An 8,578-nucleotide genomic window follows, 5' to 3' on the forward strand; every position below is an offset into this window, starting at 1 on the left:
GCGTGCAAGCTCAAAAGAGTGCGGTGGCAATGGCAAGAAGGATACACCTGTTCCCATGCCGAACACAGTAGTTAAGCTTCTTAACGCCGAAAGTAGTTGGTGGGAAACTGCCTGCGAGGATAGGTAGTTGCCGCGCGAAGCAAGAGCCAGACAGAAGTCTGGCTCTTTTTGTTTTATTGTTTTATTCTTTGTTTTCTTTTTTAAAAATCCTCTAGCTTCAGCTAGAGGACAAGAATATGTTCATTAGTGTTCACTTGAATACTTACTTTTCAAACCGGGCCAGGAATTGGTCCGGTTTTTTTGCGGCAAAAGTTTGCTCAAGTACTAAGGAAATTTGTATAATTGATATAGTTTTTGTGGGGGGAAGAGAAAATGGACAAATTAGCCAAGTGGTGCATCTGGCTGCGCCGACGCTCTTTTTTCAGGGTGGCCCAGCGGACCTTTGCCGTTTTGATGCCGATCGCGACGGTCGGAGCCTTTTTCCAGCTCTTGCAAGACAGCGTCTTTGCACCGGAAAGTTTCATCTACAATTTATTCGATTTTGACAAAATCATGAGCGACCGCTTCTGGGACATCGGAACCAGCCTGTCGCAATGCGTGGTCGAAGTCATCTTCGGCCTTTTCTGCCTCTTCACGGTTTATTTCGCAGCTTCTTTTACAGCTAAAATCTACCGTAAAGATGCCACGATGGCCGGGATCAGTGCCACGACCAGTCTTTTAGTCATGGGCTACCTCTTTCAGCTTGGTCTGACCGGGCGGATTTCTTTGCTCTCTGGGGGCTATTTAGGCTTCCAGTACGCCTCCTTTGCCCTCTTGCTGGGTTATGGGGTAGGGCAGGTCTTTCACTGGTTAGGGGCCGATTATGAGCCGGTTAACTATGAGCATACCAAACTTGTCCAGGACCGGGCGATCAAGGCCTTAAAGCCAACCCTGGTCACCGTGATTGGTGGTGTGATTATTGGCGGGATCCTTTACGCGGCCATCAGCAAGGTCAAGGCTAACTTCAGCCTCAGTACTATGACTTCAGCGGTTGAAAATTCCAACAACCTGCTTTTGACCGTGCCGTCAACCGCCCTGGCCTCCTTCCTCAGCTGGCTGGGCCTTGAAGAACCAATCCTCCGCCTCAGCAATGTTGAAACTTCAGCTGCGGCGACTGCTAATTTGACTTATGTCATGCGGCGGGGATCAATTTGGAAGATCCCTTACCCATACCTGGGTGGGTCTTTGATCTCGACTTATGGGGTTATGGGCGGCTGCGCTGTTGTGCTGGCCTTAGTCGTGGCCATCTTGATTTGGGGCAGACGGAAGGAACCGGAAACCGTAGCCAAGCTGAACCTCTGGCCGCTATTGTTCAGTTCTTCCCGTGGCTTTCTGGTTGGTCTGCCGGTCATCCTCAACCCGATCTATGTAATTCAGCTGGTTTTCGTGCCGGTCGTGAACATGCTGATCGCGGCTTTAGCAATTTCCCTGCATATCGTGCCAACACCGGTTTACCCGATTTTGACGGGGACGCCGGGGCCTCTGGTGCCATTTTTTGCCACAAACGGCAACTGGCCAACCTTGATTTTCAGTATCTTCCTTTTCTGCCTGGATGTCGTCTTAATGATTCCGGCCATTAAATTGGACAACCGGACCAAGGCTCTGCTGAAGGACTATGAAATGGAGGATGACCGTCATGTTTAAGAGCCGTAACTGGAAACTGATCGTCATTGCCTTGACGATCATTATTTTGCTGGCTATTCCAGGCTATTCCTGGATGAAAAAGACTAACAAGGAACACGCTGAACGCCAGCGGTCCCAGCTGTCGCCTTTGATCATGGTTCCCGGCTCCAGCGCTACCGTCAACCGCTTCAACGAACTGGTTGACCTGCTTAACGAGAACACTCCTTACAAGCACAGCCTGCTCAAGGTGGAAATCAGTGAAGACGGGACCTTGACCTACTCTGGCTCGATTAAAAAAGGGGACAATGAGCCCTTTATCGTGGTTGGTTTTCGAAATAACCATGACGGTTACAGCAATATCAAGAAGCAGGCCGGCTGGCTGGACGATGCCTTTTACGAAATTGCCAAAACTTATAAGTTTAACAACTTTAAGGCTTTTGGCCACTCAAACGGGGGCTTGATCTGGACCTACTGGCTTGAACACTACTACAGCAACTATTCAGACGAAATCACGATCAAGCGCTTGATGACCTTGGGATCGCCTTACAACTTCAGTGAAAAGAGCACCAAGTACAAGACACAAATGCTGACGGACTTTATCAAGTACCGCAAGCGCCTGCCGAAAAATCTGACCGTCTACTCCCTGTCCGGCGGGGAAAACTACGAATCTGACGGGATCGTGCCGGAAAGCAGCGTGGAAGCCGGCAAGTACATCTTCCAAAACCAGGTCAAGAGCTACACCACGATGACTGTCACCGGGGATGAGGCCCGGCACTCCAGCTTGCCGCAGAACAAGCAGGTAGTGAAGATCATCCAGCAGTACCTGCTCAAGCAGCAGGTTAAGCCGGGCCCAAGCAATAGCCAAAACCCCAAGCACAAGTCAAATAGTGCAAGTGACTAGGAGGCAGCCGCTTTTTGTCGTAAAATAGTAGCAAAGATGAAAGGACACATCTATGAAGATTAAATTGATCGCGGTGGACCTGGACGGGACCCTGCTGACTTCCAGAAAGAAGGTCAGCCCGAAGACCCTGGCGACCTTGAAAAAGGCCCGGGAAAAGGGAATTTACGTGGTGCCCCTGTCCGGCCGGCCCCTGCCTGGCGTCTTGAAGGTCTTTGAACCCTTCAAGCTGGATCCAGCAGACAACTTTGCTATTTGCTACAATGGCGGCCTGGTCCAGCGGATGGACGGGGAAGTCCTAAGCTCCAGCCCCTTGACTGATGAAAACGTGGAGCATATGCTGGCCTTGAAGCAGACAGGGATTTTTGGACCTTACTTCATGGACACCAAGGACTTCTACGTGGCGCCAAAGGGCAGTGCCTTCGGCGTCGGCTTTCTGGCCAAGGCCCGGAACATGGGGGTCAAGCGGATGGTGCCCGGCCAGCACTACGAATTTATCAAGGGCGAGTTTGTTTCTTTGCCCAGCAAGATGAAGAAGTTCCGGGCTGGCTTTAGTCCGGCAACCGAGCAGGAATTCGAAATCTCTGCTTCCGGCGGCCAGTGCCTGGAATTCAATACTCCTGGCACCTCCAAGGGCAAGGCCCTGACCACTTTGCTGGACCTTTTAAACATCCAGCCGGAAGAAGCCATGGTTTTTGGCGACAACAACAATGACCTCTCTGACTTCCAGCTACCTAGGGTTTTCAAGGTGGCCATGGGCAACGCGATCAACGAGATCAAGGCCGCGGCTGACTACGTCACGGCCAGCAACAACCAGGACGGCATCGCTTTGGCGGTGGAGAAGTTTGTAGACATGGGAGAATAAGATGGCAAAAGCAGTTATCGGTATTTCAGCTTCAGAAGTTACGATCCAGTCCGGCCCCTTCATGGGCGAGCCCCGGACCTACGTCAACGCCGCTTACGTGGATTCAGTCCTCAAGAACGGCGGTATTCCTTTGGTAATTCCTTTTACCGCTGGCGGAGAAGAAATGGCCTTTCAGCAGCTGGACTTAGTTGACGGCCTTATCCTGTCCGGCGGCCATGACGTCGACCCCCACTTGTACGGGGAAGAGATTGACCAAAAGAGCGGGGAAACCTGGCCAGACCGGGATGCCTTCGACATGGCCCTTTTGAAGCGGGCGGAAGAAACCGGCAAACCAGTCCTGGGCATCTGCCGGGGTGCCCAGATCATCAACGTGGCCCACGGCGGCAGTATGTGGCAGGACCTGTCCCTGCGGCCAGGCCACACTTTAAAGCACATGCAGGCTACCCGGCCGGACGTGGGCACCCATGTGGTCAAGATCAAGAGCGGGACCACCCTGGAAAAGATCATGGGGGAAAGCAACCTCATGACCAACTCCTTCCACCACCAGCTGATCAAGGAAGTGGCTCCGGACTTGACCGAATCAGCCAGCGCCAGCGACGGGGTGACGGAAGCCTTGGAAAGCACGGACGGCAAGGTGATCGCCGTTCAGTGGCACCCGGAAGAAATGCACGCTAATCCTGCCCCGGAAGCAGCCATCATGAACCACCTCTTCAAGTACTTGATCGACAAGGCAGAAGAAGAGAAGCAGTAGAAGAAGTAAGAAGTAAACTTAAGCAGCGTTTTCGCTGCTTTTTTCTTTTGCCTTTTTCAGAATAGGACTAACAAAGATCTCATAAAACTGTCATAATGTAAAAGGATCTGTCTTTTTAAGACAGGAATGAAATGTTACACGTGAAACGATGACGGTGAAGAAATGAAAGACAAGCATTTGGGAATCCTGCTGGCAATTACCGGGGCCGCCTTATGGGGGACTTCGGGGACGGCAGCGGAAATGCTCTACCAAAACCCCAATATCAATACCTTCTGGCTGGTTGACGTCCGGTCATGGCTGGCTGGGGCGAGCCTCTTGCTCATTTCCCTGGCCCACAAGGGGAAGGGCACTTTTGCCATTTTCAAAAATCCCCGCGATCTTCTCTACGCGGCCCTTTTCTCCATGCTGGGCATTACCGGGGCCCAGTTTACCTACTTCTACACGGTAGCGGCCGCAAACGCGCCGACGGCCACTGTCCTGGTCTTCCTGGCCCCGGTCTTGATCATCTGCTTTATGGCGGCTAAAACCCGGCAAATGCCCCGGAGAATTGATCTGAACGCAGTCTTGCTGGCAGTGGTCGGGACGGTGATTTTGGTGACCAACGGAAATTTCAGCCGCTTGGCGGTGACGCCTAAAACCCTGGTCTGGGGCTTCTTCAGTGCCTTGACCCAGGCTCTGGCCATTGCCATGCCCGCCAAGCTTTTTAAAAAGTACGGGACCATCACTATTTTGGCCTGGGGGATGCTGCTGGGCGGGATTATCCTTAGTCCGGCTTTGGTCCTTATGCCCGCCACTGGAGTTACGGTCAATGAATGGAGCCTGGTGATCTACATCGTGATCGCCGGTACGGTTTTCGCTTACTCGCTTTACCTGTCCAGCGTTATGTACATCTCAGCCGGCCTGGCCAGCATGCTGGAGGCCTTTGAGCCGCTGGTCGCGACGATTCTGTCGGTTACCCTGCTGGGCAGTGATTTCGGAATTATGAAGATGGCGGGCGGGGTCTTGATTATTCTGGCCACCTGCCTGCAGGTCGTGCCCAGTCCCCGCCGGGGCAAATTGCAAAGAAAGCTTTAGAACTTTTTATACATATTGCCGAAAAAGCATGTTAGAGCAAGGAAAACTGTGTTAAAGCCGAAGCGATGATTTGATCATTAACATTGGGGGAAAACAATTGAATAATGTATTAGACGCCAAAACTGGGGTCAAGGATACCCTGCCGACCGTGCTCGGCTACGTGGGGATCGGCACCGCTTTTGGCATTATCGCGCATACCAATGGCTTCAGTCCTTTGGAGACTTTTGTCATGTCCTTGCTGGTGTACACGGCTTCGGGCGAGTTTGCCTTGGTCGGCATGCTTCCGGCCGGGAGCAGTCTGTTTTCAATCTTCGCGGCCACCAATTTGCTGAGTGCCCGGATGCTTTTGATGACCATGACCCTGGCCCCGAAATTCAATGACGAGAAATTGATCAAAAATCTCTGGCTGGGCAGCCTGGTAACTGATGAAACTTTTGCCTTGGCAATCACCAAGCTCAACTACACCAAGGGCAAGCTGAGCTACGAATGGCTAAACGCGGCCAACCTGGTGGCCTATGCCGCCTGGTGCCTGTCCAGCCTCCTCGGGGCTTTGATCGGCAACGTAATCACCGACACCAAGGCCCTGGGCCTGGACTACGCGGTGGTCGCTATGTTCCTGGGCCTTTTGTACCTGCAGCTGATTACCGACCAGTCGGTTAAAATCGAGCTCCAGCTGGTCATGATCGGGGTAACGATGCTTCTGACCTACTTGGGTCTGATCTTCCTGCCATCCAGCATGGCTACGATTGTGGTGACGGTAGTTGCTTGTTTAGTGGGGATGGTGATCGAGTATGTCTTTTTCAAGTAAATTACTGATAACTTTTCTGGTCTGCGGCGGCGGGGTAAGCCTTTTGCGGATCTTGCCTTTCCTGATTTTGAAAAAATTCTGCCTGCCTAAGTGGATGGTGGAATTCCTGCAGTTCGTGCCGATCGTTATCATGACCACTCTCTGGTTCGGCAGCCTTTTTACGGCTAGACAGGGGCACCTGCCCAAGGTTGACTGGCAGTATCTGACGGCAACTCTGCCGACACTTCTAATGGCCTATTTCACCAAGAGCTTGATGTGGATCGTGGTCACCGGGGTGGCCAGCGTGGCCCTGTTCAGATTTTTTTAAAGAATTAGGCAAAAAGCTTGCATTTAGCTGAGAAAAGTATTAACTTATAAACAAGTTAAAAAACGAGTTGAAACACTGAAAAGAGCAGAGTAGCCCCGGACGGAAGTCTTCCAGAGAGCCGCGGTCAGCTGGGAAAGCGGCAGACGGGTCCAGGGCGAAAGTAGGCTCTGAGTGGTTGGCGCGACGTCTTCGCGAAGTGTCAAATGGGTTCGCCCTTTACAGCGACAACGTCTTGGCCGACGGGCCAGCACGGGGTAAGGCCGTTTTGGTGACAAAGCGGTGAAGCAAAGGTGGTAACACGCGCAAGCGTCCTTGTAGAAACAATCGTTTCTGCAAGGACTTTTTTTACTCGTTTTTTAGCAACTTGGGATTAGCGCTGATCTCCGGACATCATTAGTGATTGCAAGGAGATTTATCATGAAAAAGTTAACTAGCAAACAGTATCTGATCATCGCCTCTTTGATTTTTGGCATGTTTTTCGGGGCCGGGAACCTGATCTTCCCGGTTCACCTGGGGCAAATGGCCGGTAAAAACTGGCTTTCCGCCGCTATCGGCTTCATCATTTCCGGGACTCTGATCCCCCTGGCCGCCTTATTGGCCCTGGCCGTTACCCGGGCTGACGGGGTCTTTGGCTTAGCCCGGCCGCTGGGGAAAAAGTTCGCCCTGGCCTTCCTGATCCTGGTTCACCTGACCTTAGGGCCGCTCTTCGCGACTCCGCGGACGGCAACGGTGCCTTTCTCCATGTTCTCTGACCACTTCTCAAAAGGGATGCAGCCTTGGGCCTTGCTGATCTACTCAGCTATTTTCTTTGGCATCGTTTACTACTGCTCATTGAGCGAAGGGAAGATCACTGACCGGGTTGGCAAAATCCTTAACCCGTCTTTCCTGGCCCTGCTTTTTATCATCTTTTTGATCGCTGCTATCAAGCCAATGGGGGCAACCAGCAGCACGCAAGCTAGCGCCGACTACCTCGCTGCTCCTTTGACCAACGGCTTTCTGCAGGGCTACAACACCCTGGATGCCTTAGCTGCTTTGGCCTTCGGGATCACGGTCGTTACGGCCATCAAGGGCTTCAAGATCAAGGAAGGCAAGGAAACTTCCCTGGCCTTGGCCAAGACTGGTGCCATCGGCTTTGCTGGCATCGCTATCATCTACCTTATCCTGGTTGCCCTGGGCGCCGGCAGCCTGCACTACTTCAAATTGTCTGAAAACGGCGGGATTGCTTTTGCCCAAATCGCCCACCACTATCTGGGCACTTTCGGGGAAGCCCTCCTGGCGACCTTGGCTACCATCACCTGCATGTCTACGGCTATCGGCCTGGTAGTTGCCTTTGCCCAGGACTTCCACAAGCGTTTTCCAAAAATTTCCTACCGGACTTTCCTAACTTTCAACTGCCTGCTCTCATTTGCCATTGCCAACTTTGGCTTGACCACCATCATCGCCTGGTCAACTCCGGTTTTGATGTTCCTCTACCCCCTGGCCATTGCCTTGATCTTCTGCGGCTTGACTAGCAAGTTTTTCAACAACGATCCAGCAGTTTACAAGTTCGCGGTTTACTTTACGATCATCCCGGCCCTCTTTGACGGCTTGAACGCGGCCCCAAGCATTATTAGCAATACTGCTTTTGCCAAGGCTGCCTTGACCTTTGCCGGCCACTACCTGCCATTCTTCTCACTCGGGATGGGCTGGCTGACCTTCGGGATTGCCAGCTACCTGCTGGGGCTGGGTATCCACCTTTACAAAAGCAAGGCCAGCAGCCGGGCAGTCGAATTAGCCGACTAAAAGAAAGTATTTCCTTGCAAAAAATACAGCGTGAAAGCAAATTAAGCTTTCACGCTGTTTCTTTTTACTAATATTCAAAAAATTCTACTAGAAGGGGCTGCCATAGATGTCCTTGCGGCCGTTCTTTTTAACCTGGTAAAGGTTGTGGTCGGCCAGGCAGATCATGCTTTTGATCTCGTCGCTGTTATTGGCGATCCCGTAAGTATAGCCGGCAGAAACGGTGATGTTCATGTAAAGATCCAGGATTTTGATGTGACCCCCAAAATTAGGACAAATTAGTATTAAGCCGTTAAGGTTGTTAAAACATGATTCCGATATTCAATCGGGGTCATGTTTTTTCGTCCTGTCTTGATTCTTACGTTGTTGTAGTAATCGATGTATTTGTGAATAGCTTGCTCAAGCTCATTTAAGTCCTTGTATTTATGTTCTTG

Annotated in this window: 10 protein-coding genes and 1 rRNA gene; 9 read left to right on the forward strand and 2 right to left on the reverse strand. The window is 51.7% G+C overall.

Features of this window, described 5'->3' with window-relative positions:
* Window positions 1-19 precede the first annotated feature (19 nt).
* The 9 genes from rrf to brnQ all read left to right on the forward strand — a co-directional run bounded on the left by rrf (window position 20) and on the right by brnQ (window position 8,147).
* A 5S ribosomal RNA gene (gene rrf, locus Q0J41_RS05055) occupies window positions 20-136 on the forward strand.
* A gap of 236 nt (window positions 137-372) precedes the next feature.
* Window positions 373-1,683 (forward strand): PTS sugar transporter subunit IIC, encoded by a 1,311-nt coding sequence (locus Q0J41_RS05060; protein ID WP_296226989.1) that lies wholly within the window; start codon window positions 373-375, stop codon window positions 1,681-1,683.
* Window positions 1,676-2,563, forward strand: a complete 888-nt coding sequence (locus tag Q0J41_RS05065; protein WP_296226991.1) for an alpha/beta hydrolase — start codon at window positions 1,676-1,678, stop codon at window positions 2,561-2,563. The genes Q0J41_RS05060 and Q0J41_RS05065 overlap by 8 nt, the downstream gene beginning before the upstream one ends.
* A 52-nt stretch (window positions 2,564-2,615) precedes the next feature.
* A complete protein-coding gene (locus Q0J41_RS05070; protein WP_296226993.1) occupies window positions 2,616-3,425 on the forward strand; it encodes a Cof-type HAD-IIB family hydrolase in 810 nt (269 codons plus the stop codon).
* Between the two features lies 1 nt (window position 3,426).
* A complete protein-coding gene (locus Q0J41_RS05075) occupies window positions 3,427-4,176 on the forward strand; it encodes a gamma-glutamyl-gamma-aminobutyrate hydrolase family protein (RefSeq protein ID WP_296226995.1) in 750 nt (249 codons plus the stop codon).
* A 162-nt stretch (window positions 4,177-4,338) separates the two neighbouring features.
* Entirely contained in the window at window positions 4,339-5,250 is a 912-nt protein-coding gene (locus Q0J41_RS05080; RefSeq protein ID WP_296226997.1) for an EamA family transporter, read from the forward strand.
* Between the two features lie 97 nt (window positions 5,251-5,347).
* Window positions 5,348-6,058, forward strand: coding sequence for an AzlC family ABC transporter permease (locus Q0J41_RS05085; protein ID WP_296226999.1), 711 nt, complete (start codon window positions 5,348-5,350; stop codon window positions 6,056-6,058).
* Window positions 6,042-6,365 (forward strand): AzlD domain-containing protein, encoded by a 324-nt coding sequence (locus Q0J41_RS05090; RefSeq protein ID WP_296227001.1) that lies wholly within the window; start codon window positions 6,042-6,044, stop codon window positions 6,363-6,365. Before Q0J41_RS05085 ends, Q0J41_RS05090 begins: the two co-directional genes overlap by 17 nt.
* 417 nt (window positions 6,366-6,782) lie before the next feature.
* Entirely contained in the window at window positions 6,783-8,147 is a 1,365-nt protein-coding gene (brnQ, locus tag Q0J41_RS05095; protein WP_296227002.1) for a branched-chain amino acid transport system II carrier protein, read from the forward strand.
* A gap of 87 nt (window positions 8,148-8,234) precedes the next feature.
* On the opposite strand, the gene Q0J41_RS05100 is transcribed toward brnQ, so the two are convergent.
* Window positions 8,235-8,378: a hypothetical protein gene (locus Q0J41_RS05100; RefSeq protein ID WP_296227004.1), complete on the reverse strand. Its 144-nt coding sequence runs from the start codon at window positions 8,376-8,378 to the stop codon at window positions 8,235-8,237.
* Between the two features lie 50 nt (window positions 8,379-8,428).
* Window positions 8,429-8,578, reverse strand: a 150-nt coding sequence (locus Q0J41_RS05105) for an IS3 family transposase (protein ID WP_296227006.1), incomplete at its 5' end; no start/stop codon positions are given.

This window comes from uncultured Lactobacillus sp., assembly GCF_944327175.1.
Lineage (GTDB): Bacteria > Bacillota > Bacilli > Lactobacillales > Lactobacillaceae > Lactobacillus.

Coding starts and splice junctions, on each gene's coding strand:
- Q0J41_RS05080 (WP_296226997.1), top strand. CDS start 4,339: ATGAAAGACAAGCATTTGGGAATCCTGCTGGCAATTACCGGGGCCGCC.
- Q0J41_RS05065 (WP_296226991.1), top strand. CDS start 1,676: ATGTTTAAGAGCCGTAACTGGAAACTGATCGTCATTGCCTTGACGATC.
- Q0J41_RS05100 (WP_296227004.1), bottom strand. CDS start 8,378: ATGAACATCACCGTTTCTGCCGGCTATACTTACGGGATCGCCAATAAC.
- Q0J41_RS05075 (WP_296226995.1), top strand. CDS start 3,427: ATGGCAAAAGCAGTTATCGGTATTTCAGCTTCAGAAGTTACGATCCAG.
- brnQ (WP_296227002.1), top strand. CDS start 6,783: ATGAAAAAGTTAACTAGCAAACAGTATCTGATCATCGCCTCTTTGATT.
- Q0J41_RS05070 (WP_296226993.1), top strand. CDS start 2,616: ATGAAGATTAAATTGATCGCGGTGGACCTGGACGGGACCCTGCTGACT.
- Q0J41_RS05090 (WP_296227001.1), top strand. CDS start 6,042: ATGTCTTTTTCAAGTAAATTACTGATAACTTTTCTGGTCTGCGGCGGC.
- Q0J41_RS05060 (WP_296226989.1), top strand. CDS start 373: ATGGACAAATTAGCCAAGTGGTGCATCTGGCTGCGCCGACGCTCTTTT.